This is a genomic window from Candidatus Poriferisocius sp. (assembly GCF_965208355.1).
Classification (GTDB): domain Bacteria; phylum Actinomycetota; class Acidimicrobiia; order Acidimicrobiales; family Bin134; genus Poriferisocius.
Genome location: NZ_CBDBOM010000002.1, coordinates 37649 through 59082, shown reverse-complemented (window position 1 = coordinate 59082; position 21434 = coordinate 37649). Strand labels below are relative to the sequence as shown.

Below are 21434 nucleotides of genomic sequence, written 5' to 3'. Positions count from 1 at the left end.
CGCCACTCATGAGTTGAGAATGGCCGCCACTGCCGGATAGCCGATTAGTCCCAAGAAGCCCGAGAACATGAGGACCACCGGAAGTGACATGTGCTCGGTAGCCTGCTGGGCTTCCATTTCTGCTTCGTTCAACGCTCGCTCTCGCAAACCACGCGCCTTGATGTGCAAGGACGATCGCACTCTTGATCCGGAAGTGCCAGCGAGCATCAGCCATGCCGCCAATTCCTCTAGTTCTGGCGATCCAAAGTCCCGACCAAGCCTCTCTAGAGCAGTCCATGGCGGTTCGTTGGCCAGCTGAGCTTGCCGCAAAGCCCTTTGAATCTCGGAAAATCCCCAGGCAGAGCCTTGATCTGCCGCTTCATCCAATGCCCTTTCCATACCCGAACCTCCCGCCAAGTGGAGACCCACTATGTCCAGATAGGTGCTGATCTGGTTCCGTAGTTCTCGGCGCCGCTTGCGGGCCCTTTCTCGCAGCGAGAGATCTGGAATGAAGAAGAAGAGGCCTCCCGCCAAGATTGACGCCAAGACCACGACTGTTGGGGAGACCCACGCCTGCGCTATCCAGGCAATGATCCAGACACCAACAGGCAGTCCCACTCCGAGGACCAGCATCCCGAGTTTGGCCAGCGCGAGGGATTCCGGGCTCTGTCCAGCAGCTCTGAGGTCGTGCTCAACTCGTTGTCCTCGAAATGCCAAGCGACCCAACGACTGCGCTGCGGCACGGCCCATTCGATCCCGGTGAGTTTCCGACTGACTGGTCCGGTCAATTGGTTGGCTTAGCTCGCCCAGTCGGACTTGCAATGGTTCTCTGGGGGGAAACAGCCCCCGCAATGCTGCCGTGAGGCCAAGGCCGATCGTTGCGCCTATCGCTAGACCGACAGTCATCGGGAGAGCTCGCTGGCTGGGCTCGGTGCAGGAGGGGTCCGATGCACCTCCAGGATCCGGGGCGGGCCGCTGAACCGGCTCATTCTCTCAAGCGCAATCCCCGATCCGATAAACAGCCCGCCAATCGTGGCCAGTGCTACCTGTCCCGACGCGGTGCCGAAGGGAGCCAGGTAAGTTCTGCTGAAGCCCACCATGGCAATGGAGAACACGGCCACTACCCCGGCTATTAGGCGAGCCGAAGCGAATTGGCGAGCACGGGAAGACTCGATCCGCAAGCGCATTGACACTTCTCGACGAGTGTTCTCGGCTAGCTCAGCTAGCGATTCCTGCAAGGAACCCACCTGATTGGTTGCCGCCAGTCCTAGAGATACCGCAACAGTGTCGGCAACTGCGTGGTCGATCTCGTCGGCAAATTTTGCCAGGGCTTCAGGAAGGGATTCCCGCTCAGCGCGGGCAGCTAGTTGCCTCACGGGGGAACGCAAAATCGTTGGCGCGGAGTTCGCAGTGGCCTTCAGTGTCTCGGTCAAACCCGATGCCGCGCTGATTGTGTCCCTCAACATCTCTACCCAGGTGGCCAGGGCGTTCAGGCGATCAATTTCCCGGTTGCGACTTGACTTCGCCCGTAGCACCGTTGGCGAGACGAATAGAGCAATGCCCACGACGAATCCGGCGACCAGCCATCCGGTGAACGCGATTGCCGCTATGGCCCCGGCTAAGGCAATGGCTAGGCGAACCGCCGCTGGCGTGAGCGTTCCGTGGAACCAGTTTCCCAAAATCCGGGAGCGTGTACCCGGCCTCGAATGGAAGCCGCGCAATGCCACAAATGTGGTGAACACCCCAGCACCCAAGGCGGACCCCATTAGCGCCCCGATCAGTGTGGACATGTGAGATCCTCGTGGGCTGGCTCCCACTCCAATGAAGAATGGTCGAACCCAGCACTGGCCAACCGCTGTTGGGTGGAATGCTGTAATTCGGCACATGGCCGGGCTGTGTCTGAACCGTTGGCCGTGAATACCTCGATGCTGTTCACTTCGCCCGACGAAGCTCCGGTGACCTCGCGAACGGACCTCACTTGACGTTGGCCGTCGCGAGCCCTGCCTACATGGACGACGAAGTCGATGCTCTCCGCGATCATACGGTTGGTAGCCTCGACCGGGATGTGCTCGGTGGATCGCAGGGCGTAGGTGGCGATCTTGCTGAATGCTGCCTGGGAGGAGTTGGCGTGGATTGTGCACATCGATCCGTCGTTGCCCGTGGAAAGTGCCGACAGCATGTCCGCCACCTCGGGACCCCGCACCTCTCCCACAATCAACCGGTCAGGCGACATGGCCAATGCGTTGCGAACCAGCTGCTGCATGGTGATCTCACCAGTTCCCTCGATGTTCGCTGTTCGGGTTTCCATTTCGATCACGTCGCGATGCCGATCGGGGTCTGCAGCCAGACCCAGCTCGAGTCGATCTTCTATGGTGATCAATCGCTCGTCGGCGTCGCAGGCGTTTAAGAGAGCTCGTAACAGCGTCGTCTTTCCTGCGTTGGTTCCACCGCAAACAATGATGCTCATTCGGGCACTCACCGCTGCGCTCAGGAAATCCCTGAGGGTCTCGTCGAAGGTGCCCAGTTCGCAAAGATCGGCCAAGGTGACGTGCTCGTGGCGATGTCGGCGAATCGATACCGCCGGACGCTCCGATACCGCCATTACCGCATTCAGGCGGGATCCGTCGGGTAGTCGCAAGTCAAGAAAGGGGTTGGCGATATCAAACCGTCGTTCGTTGCGGCCCAGACGGGCCGCCGCCCTGCGTATGAGAGCGACCAGTTCGCTATCCGAGTCGGCGATGGCCCCCACTCGACGCTTTTCGCCCCCGGCATGATGGACCCAGACGGTGTCACATCCGTTCACACTTACGTTTTCGACTGTTTCGTCAGCTAGCAATCGATCGATGGGCCCGAGTCCGAACAGTGTGGACATAACCTCGGCGGCTATTCGAGACTCTTCAGCTTGATCGAGGGGGGGAAGAAACGCTCTGGCTCTATCGGCAGCTACGACGTCAAGTGCTTCAAGTATGAATTGCCTGGCCAGTGCCTTTTGCTCTAGACGGTTGCCGAGCCGGGTTGTCTCGGTTTGCTCGAGCTCGTGGGTGACCATGGAGAGCACGCGGTCGATGAGGGGAAGTGCCACTATGCCGCCTCCCGATTGCCGGCCGCAGCTTCCATGCGGGAGTGAATTCGATGAACGAGTTCGGTAAGTGTTCGCCACAGCAACAAGCGGCGATGACGCTGGGTGGCGGGAAACCCGCCGACGAGCGCTTCGGTCACTCGCGGTTCGTGCGCCATTACCCCCAATAGATTGAGCTGAGAAGCCTTTGCCATCTCCGTCGGCGGGTAAGGCCTGTCACCAACACAGACCAAAGCGGTTGGGATTTCCAATGAGAGAACCCTTCGGGCCTGGTGAACCAGGGGGACGAGCTGCTCGAATCGAGGTTGAACGACAAGGAGGAGCAGGTCGCAGCCTTTGATGAGTTCGGCGGCTGGGGAGTCAAGCCGCACCCGACCGACGTCGATCACCGCGTCGATTTCGTCTAGATGCCCAAGGCCGTCTGACAATCGCTTTGCCAGATGGGAGAGAATCCGTGTTGTGGTTTCGCCACATCCGGGAGCAACCAGAGCAGGCAACTGTCCGGCCAGCGGCTGGCAGCTGGCTTGCAACCGACTGATTGTCAATTCGTGTCGAGCAGTACCCGAAAGCTCCACCAATGAAGGTGTGGAAGCCAGCCCGAATCGAGCGGCCAATGTTCCGCCGTCTCCATCCGCTTCAACCAAGACGGCTGGTCGACCGGTGGTCGGTTCCCACGACTGTCCGAGTCCAACCGACAAGCTGGTCACGCCTGGGCTGGCTTTTGCGCTTCCCACTGCGATGATGCTCATGGAACTGCTCCGGTGGCTGTTTGCTGGCGGGTTGGGGGGCCGGCTGTTGGAGGAGATTCCTCGGGCAGGAGAATGAGCCGCAGTTCGCGGTTGGCAGCTGAGTTGCTAATGGGCACAGCATCGTCCGCGGGGACCAGGAGCGACACGAACAGGGCATCTTGGCCTGAGTCCAGCACTTCGCTTACTTCAACCACTGTGGCTCGAATGGTCGTGCTTACGACGTCTGGCAAGACGGTCAGGCTTGTCTGGTTGCGCTCCGTCGCTTCGTAGTGACCATGGTGTTGGCTGATGGTCACCGCTCCGACCTGTTGACCGGGTCCGAGTTGGGCGATCGGGTATTCACCGGGATGGAGAACTGCACCGACTATGGCCATGTTCCCATCGATTGGCGAACTCGATGACAAGAGCCCAGGGTGGAGGATTGTCCCTTTGGGAATTGCGGTCCGAACAATGCGCCCAACCACGGAGTCCAAATCGGCCATCGGCACGAAGCCCGCGCCTTGCCCACTGGCCATTTCCACGGCCCGCAGGTCGTTGATCTCAACCGTCGAGCCAGTGGGGATGTCTCGACTGGCCACTGCTACCGCGGTGCGGTTGCTGAGCGACGATGCCCATAGGGCGAAGATGATCGCTGAGGTGAGGGTGACGGTCAGTCCGAGTATCACCCAGGGAAGCTGACGCCGACGATCCTCGCTTGCCATCCGCATGGGCTGTTACCGATATGTCGGGAGGGGAGCCGTCGAGTTGCTCCGATGGCCTCAATCTGCCACACCCCGTTCAGTAAAGCAAGGTGTATTTCAACTAATTCTATGGATTGCTGTTCGGCTGATATTGGCAGATGTGGGGGAGTTGGCGGTAGCGCTCGCCCACGTCGAGGCCGTAGCCCACTACGAAGTCGGGCGGGATCTCGAAGCCCACGTAGCGCAGGTCGAGGTCTTCGTACTGGCGGCCCTTGCGCACCAGCAGGGCACACACTTCCAGGCTGGCCGGGTTGCGGGCGGCCAGGTTCTTGCGGAGGTAGTTGAGGGTCAGGCCGCTGTCGATGATGTCCTCCACCAGGATCACGTCGCGCCCGGCCAAATCCAGATCGAGGTCTTTGACGATCCGCACCACTCCGCTGGTGCGGGTGGAGCTGCCGTAGGAAGACACCGCCATGAAGTCGAACTCCACCGGCAGTTCGATGGCCCGGGCCAGATCGGCCATGAACATGAAAGCGCCCTTGAGCACCCCCACCAGCAGGGGAGCTCGGCCCTGGTAGTCAGCGGTGATGCGGGTGCCGAGGTCGGTGATGCAGGCGGTCAGCTCCTCGTTGGAGATGAGGATCGGGCCGGGGTCGCCGTTGCCACTGTCTGCCGCGGTGGACACGGGGTCAACCTAGTGTCGTCCACTTGTTCAGGCCGAGCCGTTGGGAAGATCGGGTGACCCGCCAGCCTCCGCCAATTTCAGTGGATCGAGCTTCATTTCGAACTACAGCCATGACCCGCTCGATGGCAGCGGCGTCGGGCGGGTGGTCGGCGTCGGTCTCGCGCTGGATCCACCGCCGCAGTGCAATCTGAGCCAGGGGCTCGGGGGCCTCGGCCACCGCCTTGGCGTCGGTGGGGTCGATAGCGGCGGCCAGCTCGTTGAGCAGGTCGCGCACTCCGGCCGTCAGACTGGCCCCTCGGGCGATGATCGGCACCACATCGCGCTCGGCAATGTCGCAGAGCAGGGGCAGAAGCTCGTGGCGGATGCGGTTGCGGCGATGAGCGGGGTCGAGGTTCGACGGGTCTTGCACCGGCTCCAGCCCTTGGGCCTCACACAGCGCCTGGGTCTCGTGGCGGCGCAGTCCCAACAGCGGTCGGCGAGTCGGGTCGATGCCGGCCAAGCCGTCCAATCCTGCACCCCGCATGAGGTTCAACAGCACCGTCTCGGCCTGGTCGTCGGCGGTGTGGCCGGTGAGCACGCCTGCGGGAAGCACCCCGTAGCGGGCTTGGCGGGCTCGGGCCTCCAGGTTGGGTCCAGGCTCGCAATGCGCTGTTCGGGCCTCGAAGGCTGCCCCCCAGCGCGCGGCCGCCTGGGCCACCACCTCGGCTTCGGCGGCCGAGCCCGGTCGCAGCCCGTGGTCCACATGCCAGGCGGTCACCGCGCAGCCCGCTTCTGAGGCCAGCACCAGCAGGGCCAGCGAGTCCGGCCCGCCCGACACCGCGCAGTCCACCGCGGTGCCCGCGGGAGGGAAGGTGCAGCGCGCCAGCAGTTCGGGGAATTCGACGGCCGCACGCTCGGGGGCCGATTCGGAGGAGATCTCCTCGCTCAAACGGCCGCTTCGGCGGGGGTGCCGTTGACCCGGTCGATCCATTGCTGGGGGTTGCGGATCTCGGTCATGGTAGGCAGCCTGTCGGACGACTCCCACACTCGGTTCAAGAGCTCGGGCCCGCCCCGGGCCTCCACCGTCTCGATGAACGCCTCGCCGGCGGCGTACTGGTTCAGCTTGGCCTCGATGCCGATGATGCGCTGCACCATCTTGGATACCCCTTTGGCCGAGTTGCGGCGGTGGCGTAGCACTCGGGCAAACCGGGTGGCATCGGGGATGCGGTTGGCGCCGGCCCGGTCCATGGTGATGTCGCCGTGGCCCTCGAGCAGACTCATCATGCCGCCGATGCGATCCAGCACCACCTTCTGCTCGGGGGTGGCCAGAAGTGCCGGGAGGCCTCCGTCGGCCAGCGGGTCCTCGCCCCGTCGGCGGGCGTCCAGCACCTGCTTGGCCACCTGCTTGAAGTGCTCCAAGTCGGGTTCGGCCGCATCGAGGGCGTCTTGCACCAGGCCCAGGAAGTAGGGGCGGAGCCACTCGATGCCGGTGAACTGCGCCCGGTGGGTGGTCTCGTGCAATGCCAGCCACAGCCGGAACTGGCGGGGGTCGAATCCGTGCTTGTGCTCGAGAGCCATCACGTTGGGCCCCACGTAATAGACCATGTCCTGGTCTTCGGGCCGGTCGTCTTCGATGATGAGCAGGTCGTACTGGCCCAGCACCCGGGTGGACATCCACCCCAGCACTGCCCCCATCTCGGTGCCGCTCACCCGCTGGGCCACCGGGGCGAACCACGAATGCGATACCCGTTCGGCCATCTTGTCGGTAACAGGGCGCAGCAACCGCTGGAAGGAGGCCACATTGGCGGCCACCCAACCGGCCCTGGTGGTGACCTGGGCCCGGGCCGCCCCCGACATCGACTTCAAACCCGTTTCCGCGGCCACCAGCTCTTCGGCTTGAGCGGTCAGCTCGGTCAGCTCAGGGGAGAGGCCGCGGTAGTGGTACGAGTCGAGGAACGGCTCGTGGCCGCCGACTCTTTTGGCTACTCGCTCAGCCAGCCGCCAATCGACTGGATCGGCTGCAACAACCACCGGCGATTTCCGCTGCTACTAGTCGGTGTCGTCGGCACTCTGTGATCTGGTTTCCCGCTGGTGCCGACTGTTGTAGCGGGGGCCGACCACCTTGGTGAAGTAGCCGACAATGGTGGCGATCACCAAGGGAACTGTCCCGATTACCAGCAGCAGGGCGATCCACCAGTGCCACACCACGGCGGCGATCAAATCCATGCGTCCACCCTAGTGGTCTGCTTGGGGAGACTCCATGCCGGGCAACCCGGCTGAGCTTGCTCAAAAATCTTGGATGTCCAGGTCGTCGAGCACCACCCGTTGGAGGGTCTCGGTAATGCGGATTTGAAGGGAGGCGGGGGCCGACTCACGGCAGGCCTGACCCATGGCCAGTTTGAACTGCACCTCCACATCGAGGATCTGAACGCAGGGAAGGCAGCTGGCCAATTCGATGCGTACTCGGCTGACGTCCTCCACGCTGGGCTGGCCGTCCAGGGCCTGGGCGATGAGCTGGCGCGAGAGGTCGCATTGATTGGGAACCCCCAAGCAAGGCTCATCCCTCGTCATCGCAGTGCCTCCGATAATCAGATGCCAGCCGGAGCCGGCGCCCGGTCGGGGTCGGGTGGATCCACCCAGCCCCTTGTCTTTCCGAACTCTAACAACCGCTTTTGCAGTGTTTTTCTTCCCCGATGCAGCCTGCTCATGACCGTGCCGATGGGCACGTCCAAAATTTCGGCGATCTCCTTGTAGGCGAAGCCCTCCACATCAGCCAATAGGACGGCAATCCGGTACTCCTCGGGCAACGACTCCAGGGCGTCGATGATCTCCGATTCGGTGATCGTCTCCATCAGCACGTCCTCGGCGCTGGCCCCTAGGGCGGCTTTGGTGTCGCCTCCCAGCCGCTGGTGCAGGTAGAGGTCCTCGACCCCGGCCAGGTCCACCGACTGCGGCTTGCGCTGCTTGCTCCGATAGGAGTTGATGAATGCATTGGTGAGGATCCGGAACAGCCAGGCCCGCAGGTTGGTGCCCTCCTGGAAGTTGCCGAATCCCCGGTAGGCCCGCAGGTAGGTTTCCTGCACCAGATCTTCGGCGTCGGCCGCATTCCGGGTCATCCGCCGGGCCGCCGAATAGAGCTGGTCCATGTAGACCATGGCCTGGTCGGCGAAAGTGGCTTGGTCAGCCATGTTGGGGCCAGTTTACTTCCGCAATCGGCAAGTGCGATCGCGACCGAGATGAACAAGAGGTGAATTCAAGAGGTCATCTTGAGCCGGTTCCGCCCACCTGCTCCCGCCACGGGACGTGCTTGTCCACCCGGGGCTCGGGGGGCAAGCCGAGCACCCGCTCGGCCATGTTGTTGCGGTGGACCTCGTCGGTGCCTCCGCCGATCGACCCCCAGAACCGGTTCAGCGCCTCGTTGGCCCACACCCCGGTGTCGGCGTGGTCGCCGGCCACTCCATATCCCCCGAGCATCCCCACACCGAGGTTGCCCCGGTCCCGGCGGCTCTCCGACCAGTACACCTTCAACGCCGAGCCATCGAAGCTGGGCTGACGGCTCCGGCGCACGTCTTCTTGCAGTCGCCGGCCCATCCAATCCAGCAGTTTCTCCTTGGTGTAGGCCTGGGCCAGCCCTTGGCGAACCATCGGATCCTGGGCCGTGCCCCACCGCTGAGCCAATGCGATCAGGTTGGCCGTGCTGTCGGCCCGATCCATACCGCCGCCGATCATGGTGGACTCGTTGGCCAGCACCAGACGGGCTACCGCCCATCCATTGTTCACATCGCCCAGCACGTTCTCTGCTGGGATCCGCACGTCGCTCAAGAACACCTCGTTGAAGTGGGCCGACCCGTTGATGGTGCGAATGGGTCGGGGGTCCACGCCGGGCGTGGCCATGTCGACCAAAAAGAACGTGATTCCCTTGTGCTTGGGGGCGTCGGGGTCGGTGCGGGTCAACAGGATTCCCCAGTCCGACAAATGGGCTGAGGAGTTCCACACCTTCTGGCCGTTCACCACGAACTCGTCGCCGTCTCGTTCGGCCCTGGTGGCCAAGTTGGCCAGATCCGACCCGGCACCCGGCTCGCTGAACAGCTGGCACCACACCACATCGCCTCGCAGCATGGGCTTCAAGTGGCGGGCCTTTTGCTCCTCGGTCCCGAAATGGCCGATGGCCGGCCCGGCCAGGGCGATGCCCGCGGCGAGAAACCCGCTGGTCACGTCGAACTGGGCGGCCTCTTGCTGGAAGATCTGCCGCTGCCAGCGCTCGCCGCCCCGGCCGCCATGGTCGACAGGCCAGTCGATGGCCGCCCAGCCGCTGTCGAACAGCTCCCGCTGCCACGCCCGACACCGGTCCATGTGGGCCTTCTCGGCCGCGGCATCAGGGTGGGTCGTGCGGGTCGACCAGCCGTCGCCGTCCTCCCGTAGAGGGGCTCGGGCTTCCAGCCAATCCCGCACCTCCGCTCGGAATTCCGCTTGCTTCGGGGTGTCCTCTGAGTGCTCGCCCACGCTGCGACGATACGGTACTGCGCCTAGAGAAGGGGAGCAGAGGGGAGCACACATGGCTGAGGATCGATACGGAGTTCGCGACGAAGAGGTGGAGATTGAGCGCAATCGCCTCGAGATGCTGTCTGAAGCCCGCGACCCTCGCACCCGACGCATCCTGGACGGCACGGGGCTGAGTCCGGGGTGGCGGTGCTGGGAGGTGGGGGCCGGGGCGGGTTCAGTATCGGCATGGCTGGGCAAGCGAGTTGGACCCGACGGCACGGTGTGGTCCACCGATGTCGACCTCCAATTCCACCGCCCAGTGCTGCCCAATGTGGTGGTAGAACAGCACGATGTGACCAGCGACCCGGCACCCGAATCCGCGTTCGACCTTGTCCACGCCCGGGCCGTTCTCCAGCATCTTCCCGAGCGCGACCAGGTGATCGAGAAGCTGTGGGACGCCCTGGTTCCCGGCGGCTGGCTGGTGGCCGAAGACGGCGCCTTCGCTTCCTTTGCCGAGCAGTCTCTGCCCGAGCCCTATGCCACCGTCCACCGCTTCGTGTCGATGGGGACGACGACCGAGTGGCGCGACGCCGACTATGGCGTGCGGCTGACCGGTCGCTTTCGCGACTTGGGGGCAGCCGACATCGACATCATCGGCGATGTGTGGGCCATGCGACCCGGCGAGCCGGGAGGGGAGTGGTGGTTCATGGCTTTGGAGCGGGCCATACCCCGGCTGGTGGAAGCCGGCCTAGTGAGTGCCGAAGACGGCGAAACGGCCTTGGCTCAGGTTCGAGCGCCGGGATTTGTCATGATGAGCACAGTCTCGATCGCCGTGGTCGGCCGGAAGCCCTCGAACTAGAGAACTGAGGAGGCAGAGATGGAAACCCTGGAACTTTGGAACCCCGCCACCTTCAAAAGCGGATTCCCCCATGACTACTTCCGCCACAAGCGGGACACCGAGCCGGTGTTCTGGTGCGAGCACCCTGTGTGGGGCGGCTTTTGGAACGTTGCCCGCCACGCCGATGTGCAACGGGTTTCCCGCGATTCGGATTGCTTCAAGAACCAACCCAATCCGTTTCTGGCCGGAGATTCGGCGCCGGTGGTTGACGACGGTTCCAACTCGCAGTTTCTCATCAGCCTCGACCCGCCCGATCACACCAAGATGCGCAAGCTGGTCAACCGGGGCTTCACGCCTCGCCGCGTGCGGGACTTGGAGGAGCGGATCCAGGCCCAAGTCGACCGACTGATCGACCAGGTCGCACACAAGACCGGTTGCGAGATGGTCAGCGAGATTGCGGTGGAACTGCCGTTGCAGGTGATCGCCGACTTGGTGGGCGTACCCGAGGAAGACCGCCACCAGATCTTCCACTGGACCGAGATGACGTTTGGCTTCGACGAAAAGTACACCATGGAGGAGATGGTCGAAGCTGGGGCGCAGATGTTCGCCTATGCCGACCAAATGTGCGAGATCCGCAAAAAAGAGCCCCACGACGATCTCATCAGCGTGCTCATGGAAGCCGAGGTCGACGGGGAATCGCTAGATCAGATGCAGATCGATGTGTTCTTCATGCTCTTGCAAAATGCTGGCTCGGAGACCACCCGCAATCTCATCACCACCGGCACGATGGAGTTGATCCGAAACCCCGACCAACTACAGATGCTCCGCGACGACCTGACTCTCATCCCCAACGCTGTTGAAGAGCTGTTGCGCTTCACCACTCCGGTGATGCAGTTCGTGCGCCGACCCAGCTACGACATCGTGGTGGGGGAGCAGGAGATAAAGGCCGGCGAGCCCGTGGTGATTTGGTACTCCTCGGCCAATCGGGATGAGCGGGCCTTTGAAGACCCCGATTCGCTGGACGTGACCCGTGATGCCAGCCAGCACGTGGCTTTCGGCGCGGGCGGTCCCCACTTCTGCTTGGGGGCGTCGCTGGCCCGCTTGGAGGCCAACATGATGTTCGAGGCCATCGTCAGCCGATTCGAGGGGTTGGAGCTGGGGGTGGACGATCCCCGCACCTTGCCCCGCCTGCACTCCACCCTCGTCGACGGCTATGTCGAGCTTCCTCTGCGCTGGAAGGCGGTCAAACCGGCTGCCTAGAAGCCATTTTGCCGTCTATACGATATTTGTTAGGCTAACTTGACAGACTGACGCAGCCACCCTAGGGTTCTGCGCTCATGAACAAGATTTCCCGTACTGGGCTGGCTGGCGCGTTGATCGCGTTGGCCCTTTTGGCTGCGGCCTGCGGCGGCGATGGCGGCACGAAACTCGAAGGCGTTGCCGCCACCGTCTATGACGGCAAGTGCGCCGACGACAACGGGTCGTCGGTCACCGTGTACTCCGGTCGGAGCGAGAACCTGATGAAGCCCGTGTACGACGCATTCGCCTGCGAAAGCGGGACATCAGTCCGGGTTCGCTGGGGCTCGTCCACCGACTTGGCCCTTCTGATTGACACCGAGGGCGACCGCACCGAAGCCGACGTCTTCATCTCCCGCTCTCCCGGGCCGGTGGGCTTCCTGGAGGCGAATGGCCATCTCACCGCAATGGACAGCAGCGTGCTGGATCTAGTCGACGATGACCATCGAGGAGACAACGGCACCTGGATCGGCTTCTCCGGCCGGAAGCGGGTCTTGGTCCACAACGTCGAAATCGTGCCACCCTCGGAGCTACCAACCTCGGTGTTCGAGCTCACCGATCCAAAGTGGAGGGGACGGGTGGCCATTCCAGCCACCAACGGATCGTTCGTGGACTGGTTCACCGTGTTCCGAGACCAGTACGGCAGCGACGTGGCCACCCAGTGGTTGAGCGACATGGTGGACAACGACGCCCGCTATTACCCCAACAACGTGGCCATCGTGGAGGCCGCCGCCCGGGGCGAGATCGACGTGGGCCTCGTGAACCACTACTACAACTACCGATTGGCCGCCGATGCCGAAGCGGCCGGTCAGGAGCATCTAGCGGCCAACTACGACCTCTCCGATGAGGACATCGGCTCACTGCTCATCATCACCGCCGCCACCATGACTACCAACGTGTCTGACCGAGAAGCGGCCCAGAGCCTCATCTCCTACCTGCTTTCGCCCTCCGTGCAGCACTTCTTCACGAGAAACACGTTCGAATACCCCCTTGCTGGCGGTGTCGAACCCAACCCGGTACTCCCCCCGCTCTCGGCTCTATCGATCGGCTCGGTCGATTTCGACGCCCTTGGCGGAGGTTTCGAGGCCACCGAAGAAATCATCCAAAGCAGCGGAATATTGAGTCAGTAAGGGGTTGCACTAACGTTCCATTTGTGGACGTCGACCCCCTAGATCTCATCTCCCCCAAGCGCTACGGCGCCAACGGGCATCCCCACGAATTGATGGCCTGGATGCGCCAGAACTCCCCCGTGCATTGGTGCGAGCCCGACGGCTACCAGAACTTCTGGGCCGTAACCCGCCATGCCGACATCATCGAAGTCTCCATGCAGCCCGAGTTGTTCAGCAACGAGGCCGACAGCATCGCGTTGCGCAGTGACCAGCAGGTTGCCGATTTGGAGAAGCACGGCAGCATCATCAGCCAAATGCGGACCATCATCAGCATGGATCCGCCTGAGCATCGGCTCTACCGCAAGGTGGCCAGCGGGTTCTTCACCCCCCGGGGCATAGGCCAGCTCGACCAGATCGTCCACGACAGCGCCAAGGCCCTGCTCGACAGCCTGGGCGACGAAGGGGAGTGCGATTTCGTGGATGTCATCGCCCAGCGCCATCCGCTGCGGGTGTTATCCACCATTCTGGGCATCGACCAAACCGATGAGGAGCGCCTGCTGGTTCTAACCCAGCAGCTGCTGTCGGGCGACGATCCCGACTACCAGCGGAAGGCCGACAGCCGCTACGAGGCCAGCCTGGAAGTGGGCTTGGAGTTCTACGCCATGTTCGACCGCATCATCAAAGACCGCCAGGCCAATCCCCAAGAGGACTTGGCCACCATGTTGGCCAATGCCCATCTGCCCACCGGCGAGGCCCTGCCCGAGATCGAGACCTTTGGCTACTACCTCATCGTGTTCACAGCCGGGCACGACACCACTCGCAATGGACTGTCGGGGGCACTAGAGGCGTTCTTGGCCAATCCCGACCAGCTTCAGCGGCTGAGGGAAAACCCGGAACTAATCAAAGATGCGGTGGAAGAAGTGGTTCGGTGGTCCACCCCGGTCAACTACATGAAGCGCACCGCCATGGCTGATGCCACCGTGGCCGGTCAGCCGGTGAAAGAAGGCGACTTCGTGGTCATGTTCTACGCCTCGGGCAATCGGGATGAGACGGTGTTCGACCGCCCCAACGACTTCGACATCGGACGTCATCCCAATCGCCATCTGGGGTTCGGCTGGGCCGAGCATTACTGCCTGGGGGCGCACCTGGCCCGAGCCAGCACCCAGGCCCTCATCAAGCAGTTGGCCGAGCGGGTGGTCGAGATCGAACCGGCTGGCCCCATCGTTCGCACCGAGTCCAACCTGATCGTTGGCGCCAAGAAGCTGCCGGTGCGATACAAGCTGCGCCCCGCCGCCTGATTGCCGTTCCCCACCCGAACCACTCCCCAACGACCATGAGCACCAACGACCAGAATCCTGTCCACTACGACGCCGTGGTGATCGGCGCCGGATTCGCCGGCATCTACATGCTCTACAAGCTTCGCCAACTGGGGCTGACCGCCAAGGCTTATGAGACCGGCGACGATGTGGGCGGCACCTGGTACTGGAACCGCTATCCCGGCGCCCGCTGCGATGTGGAGAGCCTGGAGTACTGCTACAGCTTCGATCCTGAACTGGAGCAGGAGTGGGAGTGGACCGAGCGCTATCCGGGTCAGCCCGAAATCCTCCGCTACGCCCAGCACGTGGCCAAGCGCTACGACCTCTATCGGGACATCCAGTTCAACACCAAGGTCACCAAGGCGGCCTTCGACGACGAATCCGGTCGCTGGCTCATTAGCAGCGCCCCAGCGGTGGATCACATCGACCACAACCACGCCCCCGCCGGTCCCGACGCCGATCTGGTGACCGCCGAGTACCTGATCACCGCGGTGGGTTGTCTGTCGTCCTCCAATGTTCCCGACATCGAGGGCACCGACACCTTCGAAGGCGAGGTGTGCCACACCGGCCGCTATCCCAAAGAGGGCATCGACTTCACCGGCAAGCGGGTCGGTGTGATCGGCACCGGCTCCTCGGGGATTCAGGCCATTCCAGTGATTGCTGAGACCGCCGAGCATCTCACTGTGTTCCAGCGCACGCCGCAATACGCCATACCGGCCCGCAACCACCCTCTTGACCCGGTCGAGCAAGCCGAGGTCAAGGCCGACTATCGCAGGCTCCGCGAGAAGAACAAGTCCCAGCAAGGTGCGCTGGGCGCCCGCTTTGACTGGAACGAAGGTTCAGTTCTCGATGTCGAGGTGGAGGAGGCGTTCAAGGAGTTCGACACCCGCTGGGAGATCGGCGGCTTCGCCTTCCTCGGCGCCTACAGCGATATTGCCCGCACCCCCGAGGCCAACCATGTGGCCGCCGACTTCGTCAAGGCCAAGATCCGCGAGACGGTGAAGGATCCCGAGATAGCGGAGCGGCTCATCCCCACCACTTACATCGGTTGCAAGCGGCTGGTGCTCGACACCGACTACTTCGTGACGTTCAACCGCGACAACGTCACCTTGGTGGACATCAGCGAGAACACCATTGACGAGATCACCCCCGGCGGCCTGCGCACCGCCGACGGCACCGAATACGACCTGGATGTGATCGTGTTCGCCACCGGTTACGACGCCATGACCGGCTCGTTGCTCCGCATCGATATCCAGGGCCGCGGGGGGCTCCCCCTAGCCGAGCAGTGGTACGCCGGGCCCCGCACCTATTTGGGCCTGGGGGTCCCCGGCTTCCCCAACATGTTCACCATCACCGGCCCGGGCAGCCCTTCCGTGCTGGCCAACATGATCGTGTGCATAGAGCAGCATGTGGACTGGATCGGCGACTGCATCAGCCACATGCGGGCCAACGGACACCGCCACATCGAGGCCACCGAGGAGGCCACCGAAGCCTGGGTGGACCACGTGAACCTGGTGGCCAGCTACACGCTTTACCCCACCTGCAACTCCTGGTACCTGGGGGCCAACATCCCCGGCAAGACCCGAGTGTTCATGCCCCTGCCCGGCTTCCCCGACTACGCCGCGAAGTGCGATCAAGTAGCCGCCGCGGGCTACGAGGGGTTCGATCTCGTCTCGTCTTAGTGGGCTAACAATCGCCTATCTTCTGATCCCATGACGGAACACCGCATTGGGCTCACCCTGGCCGAGTCAACCTCGCCGCCAGTGCCGCGGCCTTACGACCCCGACGCCCCCAACGTGCTGGTCATCGTGATGGACGACCTCGGCTTCTCCCAGCTCGGGTGCTACGGCTCCGACATCGACACCCCCAACTTGGACCGGTTGGCGGCTCGGGGGCTGCGGTTCACCAACTTCCACACCACCGCGATCTGCTCTCCCACCCGGGCCTGCCTGCTCACCGGGCGCAATCACCATCGGGTGGGAGTGGGCATGCTCACCGACATGCCCATCAACTTCTCCGGCTATACAGGACAAATTCCCGACTCTGCCGGGACGCTGGCCCAGTACCTGGGTGCTGAGGGATGGGCCACCTTCGCGGTGGGGAAGTGGCACCTCACACCCCGCGATCAGCGGGCCGCGGGGCCGTATCACACCTGGCCAACCGGGGTTGGATTCGACCACTACTACGGATTCCTCAACGGGCAGACCAACAACTGGACCCCCCAGCTCATTCGCGACCAGGCCTATATCGAGCCCCCGGCCACCCCGGAGGAGGGATACCACCTCGACGGCGACTTGGCCGACCAAGCCATCGACTACCTGCGCAACCTGCGACTGGCTGATCCCAATCGGCCGTTCATGATGTGGTTCGCCACTGGCACCCCCCACGCCCCCCACCAAGCGCCCCCGGAGTGGATAGACCGCTACGCCGGGCAGTTCGACCAAGGCTGGGATGTGTGGCGAGAAGAGGTGCTGGCCCGCCAGAAAGAGATGGGGGTCATCCCTGCTGATGTGGAGCTTTCGGCTCGACCGGAGTGGGTCGAGCCCTGGGATGAAATCGACACCGAACGCCAACGGCTGTATGCCCGCATGATGGAGGTGTACGCCGGTTTCTTGAGCCACGCCGACCATCACATGGGACGACTTCTGGACTATCTCGAGCAGTCGGGCGACGCCGACAACACCGTGGTCGCCCTCATCTCCGACAATGGCGCCTCGGGCGAAGGGGGTCCCAACGGCAGCTGGAACCATCTCCGTCACGTCATCAGCGACGCTGAAGACGACTTAGAGCTGGAGCTGGCCCACTACGACGAGCTCGGCGGGTTCCGCTCCGCGGGGCACTATCCCTGGGGTTGGGCCCTGGCCGGCAACACCCCCTTCCGCCGGTGGAAGCGCTACACCTTCGAAGGGGGAGTGCGCGACCCCTTCATCTTGTCGTGGCCAGCCGGGATCGCTGCTCGCGAGGAGTTGCGCCACCAGTACTGCCACGTGACCGACGTGATGCCCACGATCCTGGATCTGGCCGGGGTGCAGCCCCCGACCGTGTTCGGCGGGGTGGAGCAAATGTCGTTCGACGGCGTCAGCATGCGGCCCGTGCTCGACGATGCTGGCTCCCCCGACCACCGCGCCAGCCAGTACTACGAGTGCTGGGGCAGCCGTGCTATGTACCACCAGGGTTGGAAGGCGGTCACCAACCACGTCAACCAGCTCACCGCCGCTGACAAGAACAACATCATTGGCAGCCATGACTTCTACGAAGACCGGTGGGAGCTGTTCGACACCGTGGCCGATCCCACCGAATCGAACGACCTCGCCGACCAGCATCCGGAGAAGGTTGCTGAGATGGTCGAGTTGTGGAATGCCGAAGCTGACCGCAATGGGGTGCTACCCATTGACGACACGTCGGCCAACAAGATCGCCCACATCTACGCCCCCTGGATGTCGCTGCGGTCGCGTTACGAGCTGGTCCCCGGCGACCAGGTGCACGAAACCTCAGGTCCGATGCAATTCGGCGGCTACCGAGCCGTAGCCGCGTTCCCCGATGGCTTGCCCGAGGGTGCTACCGGCGTCATCTGCGAGCAGGGCGACTGGACTTCCGGCTGGGCGATGTTCCTGGCCGACGGCGAGCTCCGCTGGGTGGCGGTGGTGTATGCACGGGAATACCGGGCTGTTGCCCCGGCGCCAACTGGAGCCCGGTTTGTGGGCGCAGTGTTGGACCCGACCGACAACGGCCTGTTCACGGTGAGGCTGGTTGCCGACGAAGCCGAAATCGGCTCGGGGGCTCAGCCGTTGCCCCTGCCCACGAACTGGTCTCCCGATGGGGCCTTTCTCACCGTGGGCTTTGGCCGTCCCTTCCCAGTGTGTGACGACTACGAGCCGACGTTTGGGGCTCCCCAGGGTCTGGCCTCATTGGTCATCGAGACCAGCCCGCTGCCCCCCTTCGATTTCGACGCCGAGATGGCCAACGCCATGCGCCACCAATAGCCGTCCCATGACCGCACATCGCATCGGGCTCACCCTGGCCGAATCAACGTCACCGCCGGTGCCGCGGCCCTACGATCCCGAAGCCCCCAATGTGCTGGTCATCGTGTTGGACGACCTCGGCTTTGCCCAACTGGGGTGCTACGGCTCCGACATCGACACGCCCAACCTCGACCGCTTGGCGGCCCGGGGGCTGCGGTTCACCAACTTCCACACCACCGCGATCTGCTCTCCCACCCGGGCCTGCCTGCTCACCGGGCGCAATCACCATCGGGTGGGGATTGGGATGGTCACCGACCTACCCGTCAACTTTCCCGGCTATGTAGGGCAAATCCCGGACTCTGCCGGGACGCTGGCCCAATACTTGGGAGCTGAGGGGTGGGCCACCTTCGCGGTGGGAAAGTGGCACCTCACGCCACGGGACCAGCGGGCCGCCGGGCCCTATCACACATGGCCGACCGGGGTCGGGTTCGACCACTACTACGGGTTCATTGACGCGGAGACCAGCCAGTGGACCCCCAAGCTCATCCGTGACCAGACCTATATCGAGCCCCCGGCCACCCCCGAGGAGGGATACCACCTCGATGGCGACCTAGCCGACCAAGCCATCAGCTACCTGCGCAACCTGCGTCTGGCCGATCCCCTTCGGCCGTTCATGATGTGGTACGCCACCGGCACCCCCCACGCCCCCCATCACGCGCCCCCGGAGTGGATCGATCGCTACGCCGGACAATTCGACCAAGGTTGGGATGTGTGGCGAGAAGAAGTGCTGGCCCGTCAAAAGGAGATGGGAATTGTTGCCCGCGATGTCGCACTATCGAAGCGGCCTGAATGGGTCGAGCCCTGGGATGAGGTCGATTCCGTCCGCCAGCGGCTGTATGCCCGCATGATGGAGGTGTACGCCGGAGTCGTGAGCCACGTCGACCACCACATCGGCCGAGTACTCGGCCACTTGGAGTCGACGGGTGAGGCCGAAAACACCGTGTTGGCCTTGATTTCCGACAATGGCGCCTCGCCCGAAGGCGGGCCCGACGGCACCTGGAACCAGATTCGCCACTACATCAGCGAGGGAGCAGGCGACCTAGAGCAGGAGCTGGTCCACTACGACGACCTCGGCGGTTTCCGCTCCTATGGGCACTATCCCTGGGGGTGGGCCCTGGCCGGCAACACCCCATTCCGCCGATGGAAGCGGTACACCTTCGAAGGGGGGGTGCGCGACCCCTTGATCTTGTCGTGGCCGGCCGGGATCGCTACGCCGGGCGAACTGCGACATCAGTACTCCCACGTGACCGATGTGATGCCCACAATCCTGGATCTGGCCGGGGTGCAGCCCCCGACCGTGTTCGACGGGGTGGAGCAGATGTCTTTCGACGGCACCAGCATGCGGCAAATCGTCGCTGACGACGATCCCGACGCCGCCCGTACCAGCCAGTACTACGAGTGCTGGGGCAGCCGGGCCATGTACCACCAGGGTTGGAAGGCGGTCACCAACCACGTCAACCAGTTCACCGCCGCTGATAGAGACGCCATCGTGGGCAGTCATGACTTCGCTGAAGACGAGTGGGAGCTGTTTGACACGGTGGCCGATCCCATTGAGTGTCAAAATCTGGCCGACCAGCACCCCGAGAAGCTGGCTGAGATAATCGAGTTGTGGGACGCCGAAGCCGTCCGCAATGGAGTGCTCCCCCTCGACGACACCCAGAACAACCGCATCGCCCACATGTATGCCCCCTGGATGTCGCTGCGGTCGCGATACGAATTGGTACCCGGTGACAAGGTGCATGAAACCACCGGTCCGTTGCAGTTCGGCGGCTACCGAGCCGTGGCCGCATTCCCCGATGGCTTGCCCCGGGACGCCGCGGGCATCATCTGCGAACAGGGCGACTGGATTTCCGGCTGGACGATGTTTTTGGCCGACGGCGAGTTCCGCTGGGTGGCGGTGGTTCATGGCCGGGAACACCGGGCCGTTGCCCCTATCCCAGCTGGAGCGCGCTTTGTGGGCGCGGAGTTGACCCCGACCGAGGATGGTTTGTTCAAGGTAACGCTCACTGCTGACGAGGCTGAGATCGGTCTGGGTGCGCAACCGGTGTCCCTGCCTACCAGTTGGTCCTCCGATGGAGTCTTTCTGACCGTGGGCTATGGCCGGCCCTTCCCGGTGTGCGACGACTATGAGCCGCCATTTGAAGCCCCCGAGGGCCTGGCATCATTGGTCATCGAGACCGGCCCGCTGCCCCCCTTCGATTTCGACGCCGAGCTGGCCCACGCCATGCGCCACCAATAGCCATGTATCCCTCGCGACGCTTCGGCTACAGCGACGACCCCTGGTTCCGCATCGGAACGTTTCCGGTCTCCACCACCGCGTTCGTAGTCGGCCTGGGCATCATTTCGATGATTGTCACAGCAGCTGAGGGCCGATACGGACCCATTTACCGGAATTTGGTGTTGCTATCAGAAGATCTCACTTTTCGAGGCATGCCCCTAGGCAGCGTTCTGGAAGGAGAAGTCTGGAGACTGATCACCTGGCCCATTCCCAACGAAATCAGTTTCTGGACGATCATTCTGTTTGCCATCTTCTACATGCTGGGTTCCCAGCTGGAGGCTCTTCTCGGCCGTTGGCGGTTCGCCTTCTTCCTCGTGGCTCTCACTGTCATTCCCGCGGTGCTGGTCACAGCCATAGAAGCGATCACGGGTATGTCCGGCGGTATTGCCGGCTTGAGAATGGTAGAGGTTGGCGTGTTGGTGGCATTCGCCGCCCAGTACTCCCAGGCCCGGTTCTGGCCTGGTATTCCCGGTTGGGTTATCGCGGTAGTGATCGTAGGGCTCGATGTGTTGCAGGCGCTTAGTGACCGTGACGAATACGCCCTAATTGTGCTGGCCTGCACGGTGGCCGTGGCGCTGCTCGGCATTCGGGCGTTCGGCTACGCCACCAATCTCACGTGGATTCCAAAGCTGTCCCTAGCGTCGAGTTCCGGTCAGTCTTCGGTCAGTACTCGCCCTTCGAGGTCTCGTCGACGGTCCCGAAGGGGAGACCATCTGCGGGCAGTCCCGACCCGCGACGAGTCGGTCACCCCCGAGATGGATGCTCTGCTTGACCAGGTAGCCAGCCAAGGTCTGGAAAGCCTGACCCGCAAACAGCGCAAGCAACTCGAAGCCCACGCCCGCCGCCTGCGCCGCCGACGCTGACCCGATAGGGGAGTCCGAGGCCGACGGCACTGCCAGCCGGGACGTACTACGGTTGCAGAGCATCAGTTGGTGGGAGGAG

General features: G+C 63.3%; 20 protein-coding genes. 8 read left to right on the top strand and 12 right to left on the bottom strand.

Features of this window, described 5'->3' with window-relative positions; all coding sequences use genetic code 11:
* Positions 1–6: 6 nt before the first annotated feature.
* The 12 genes from ACOGXH_RS00335 to ACOGXH_RS00280 form a co-directional block, all read right to left on the bottom strand.
* On the bottom strand, positions 7–612 hold the full coding sequence (locus ACOGXH_RS00335; RefSeq protein WP_419927130.1) for a type II secretion system F family protein: 606 nt from the start codon (positions 610–612) through the stop codon (positions 7–9).
* A gap of 269 nt (positions 613–881) precedes the next feature.
* The gene (locus tag ACOGXH_RS00330) at positions 882–1769 is read right to left on the bottom strand and encodes a type II secretion system F family protein (RefSeq protein WP_419927129.1); all 888 of its coding nucleotides are present in this window, start codon (positions 1767–1769) and stop codon (positions 882–884) included.
* Positions 1757–3061 carry a CpaF family protein gene (locus ACOGXH_RS00325; RefSeq protein WP_419927128.1) on the bottom strand — a complete coding sequence of 435 codons (1305 nt, stop codon included), beginning with the start codon at positions 3059–3061 and terminating at the stop codon, positions 1757–1759. Before ACOGXH_RS00325 ends, ACOGXH_RS00330 begins: the two co-directional genes overlap by 13 nt.
* A complete protein-coding gene (locus tag ACOGXH_RS00320; RefSeq protein ID WP_419927127.1) occupies positions 3061–3807 on the bottom strand; it encodes a hypothetical protein in 747 nt (248 codons plus the stop codon). The genes ACOGXH_RS00325 and ACOGXH_RS00320 overlap by 1 nt, the downstream gene beginning before the upstream one ends.
* Complete coding sequence (locus ACOGXH_RS00315) at positions 3804–4508, bottom strand: SAF domain-containing protein (protein WP_419927126.1); 705 nt, start codon at positions 4506–4508, stop codon at positions 3804–3806. Before ACOGXH_RS00315 ends, ACOGXH_RS00320 begins: the two co-directional genes overlap by 4 nt.
* Positions 4509–4614: 106 nt before the next feature.
* Entirely contained in the window at positions 4615–5172 is a 558-nt protein-coding gene (gene hpt, locus ACOGXH_RS00310) for a hypoxanthine phosphoribosyltransferase (RefSeq protein WP_419927125.1), read from the bottom strand.
* A gap of 4 nt (positions 5173–5176) precedes the next feature.
* The gene (gene tilS / locus ACOGXH_RS00305; RefSeq protein ID WP_419927124.1) at positions 5177–6100 is read right to left on the bottom strand and encodes a tRNA lysidine(34) synthetase TilS; all 924 of its coding nucleotides are present in this window, start codon (positions 6098–6100) and stop codon (positions 5177–5179) included.
* Entirely contained in the window at positions 6097–7182 is a 1086-nt protein-coding gene (locus tag ACOGXH_RS00300; protein ID WP_419927123.1) for a zinc-dependent metalloprotease, read from the bottom strand. Before ACOGXH_RS00300 ends, tilS begins: the two co-directional genes overlap by 4 nt.
* Before the next feature lie 18 nt (positions 7183–7200).
* Positions 7201–7377, bottom strand: coding sequence for a hypothetical protein (locus ACOGXH_RS00295; protein ID WP_419927122.1), 177 nt, complete (start codon positions 7375–7377; stop codon positions 7201–7203).
* Positions 7378–7437: 60 nt separating this feature from the next.
* The gene (locus ACOGXH_RS00290) at positions 7438–7722 is read right to left on the bottom strand and encodes a hypothetical protein (protein ID WP_419927121.1); all 285 of its coding nucleotides are present in this window, start codon (positions 7720–7722) and stop codon (positions 7438–7440) included.
* A gap of 17 nt (positions 7723–7739) precedes the next feature.
* Positions 7740–8339, bottom strand: a complete 600-nt coding sequence (locus ACOGXH_RS00285) for a sigma-70 family RNA polymerase sigma factor (RefSeq protein WP_419927120.1) — start codon at positions 8337–8339, stop codon at positions 7740–7742.
* 73 nt (positions 8340–8412) lie between these two features.
* Positions 8413–9654, bottom strand: a complete 1242-nt coding sequence (locus tag ACOGXH_RS00280) for an acyl-CoA dehydrogenase family protein (RefSeq protein ID WP_419927119.1) — start codon at positions 9652–9654, stop codon at positions 8413–8415.
* A gap of 52 nt (positions 9655–9706) precedes the next feature.
* Here ACOGXH_RS00280 and ACOGXH_RS00275 point away from each other — a divergent pair, with 52 nt between their 5' ends.
* The 8 genes from ACOGXH_RS00275 (at position 9707) to ACOGXH_RS00240 (ending at position 21355) form a co-directional block, all read left to right on the top strand.
* Complete coding sequence (locus ACOGXH_RS00275; RefSeq protein WP_419927118.1) at positions 9707–10492, top strand: class I SAM-dependent methyltransferase; 786 nt, start codon at positions 9707–9709, stop codon at positions 10490–10492.
* A gap of 18 nt (positions 10493–10510) precedes the next feature.
* Positions 10511–11731 (top strand): cytochrome P450, encoded by a 1221-nt coding sequence (locus ACOGXH_RS00270; protein ID WP_419927117.1) that lies wholly within the window; start codon positions 10511–10513, stop codon positions 11729–11731.
* Between the two features lie 77 nt (positions 11732–11808).
* Complete coding sequence (locus tag ACOGXH_RS00265; RefSeq protein WP_419927116.1) at positions 11809–12897, top strand: extracellular solute-binding protein; 1089 nt, start codon at positions 11809–11811, stop codon at positions 12895–12897.
* A 23-nt stretch (positions 12898–12920) separates the two neighbouring features.
* Positions 12921–14174 (top strand): cytochrome P450, encoded by a 1254-nt coding sequence (locus ACOGXH_RS00260; RefSeq protein WP_419927115.1) that lies wholly within the window; start codon positions 12921–12923, stop codon positions 14172–14174.
* A gap of 35 nt (positions 14175–14209) precedes the next feature.
* A complete protein-coding gene (locus tag ACOGXH_RS00255) occupies positions 14210–15874 on the top strand; it encodes a flavin-containing monooxygenase (RefSeq protein WP_419927114.1) in 1665 nt (554 codons plus the stop codon).
* Between the two features lie 30 nt (positions 15875–15904).
* A complete protein-coding gene (locus tag ACOGXH_RS00250) occupies positions 15905–18175 on the top strand; it encodes an arylsulfatase (protein WP_419927113.1) in 2271 nt (756 codons plus the stop codon).
* Positions 18176–18182: 7 nt separating this feature from the next.
* Positions 18183–20453 carry an arylsulfatase gene (locus tag ACOGXH_RS00245; RefSeq protein ID WP_419927112.1) on the top strand — a complete coding sequence of 757 codons (2271 nt, stop codon included), beginning with the start codon at positions 18183–18185 and terminating at the stop codon, positions 20451–20453.
* Positions 20454–20455: 2 nt separating this feature from the next.
* On the top strand, positions 20456–21355 hold the full coding sequence (locus tag ACOGXH_RS00240) for a rhomboid family intramembrane serine protease (protein WP_419927111.1): 900 nt from the start codon (positions 20456–20458) through the stop codon (positions 21353–21355).
* Positions 21356–21434 lie beyond the last annotated feature (79 nt).